This window comes from Frankia sp. AgKG'84/4 (assembly GCF_023242965.2).
Taxonomy (GTDB): domain Bacteria; phylum Actinomycetota; class Actinomycetes; order Frankiales; family Frankiaceae; genus Frankia.
The window spans coordinates 1-988 of the sequence record NZ_JALKFU020000835.1; the positions used below are offsets into that span (position 1 = coordinate 1).

Below are 988 nucleotides of genomic sequence, written 5' to 3' on the forward strand. Positions count from 1 at the left end.
CTGGGGGCCCGCTCGGCGCCCGAGTTGCCAGCCGAGCGGCGGGCAAGCGCCCGCACCGGCCCGAAGCGGCGGCTGAGTCCCGAGCGGGCGGCCGCGATGCGAATTCGCCGGCAGCGGCTGGTGCTGCTGGCCGCGCTGTTCCCGCTGACGGTCATCCTGGCGGCCGTGCTCGGCGGCCTGTGGATCGGCGTGCAGCTGATGACCGACCTGGCGATCGCCGGCTACGTCGTGCACCTGCGTCGTTCGGTGCAGGTCGAGCGCCGCCTCGAGATCACCCGGGCAGCGATCGAGCGGCGCATCGAGGCCGAGCGGGCGGCCCGCGGCCGTCGGCGGCAGCCCGGTTCGGCCTTCGCCTACCGCGGGCGCGACGCCGAGGACGACCTCACCCCCGAGGAACTCGCGCACGCCCAGGCGGAGACGATAGACCTCGGCGTGTTGATGACCGCGACGTCGACCACGGCCGAGGACTGGTCCGAGCCGGCCTACGACGAGCGGTGGGAGCCGCTGGACGGCGCCGGGTACCCCGCGGCCCACGCCGACGAGCCTGGTGCGGGCCACGCGATCGGTGGCGGCCACGCGGCAGTGTTGCCCGCGCGCGGCGCGGCCGAGCCGCGCCAGGTCGTCGAGGCGCACCAGGCCGTCGATAGGTACCAGGCCGTCGACGGGTCCCAGGTTGCCGACGGGTACCTGGTCGCCGAGGGATACCGGGTCGTCGACGCGGATGTCGCCCGCGAGGTGGACGTCGAGGGCGAGCTGGCGGTCGACGCCGCCGAGGTCGCCCCGGCCAGGGTGGCCTCCCGTCCCGCGAACCGGCCGGGCAGCCGGCCGAACACCTCCCGTCCCGGCCGCGTCCAGATCAACCCGCCCGGCACCCACGGCGGCCTGACCGCCCCGCCGGAGGTGGCGCCGACCAGTGCCCCCGCCGGCGCCGAACCGGCCGCCGCGCTACCGGGCGCCGCGGTACCGGGCGAGGAGATCGACCCGCTGC

General features: G+C 76.8%; 1 protein-coding gene. It reads left to right on the top strand.

The features are described 5' to 3' along the window. Positions 1-988, top strand: a 988-nt coding sequence (locus MXD58_RS25535; protein ID WP_250610236.1) for a SepX/GlpR family protein, incomplete at both ends; no start/stop codon positions are given.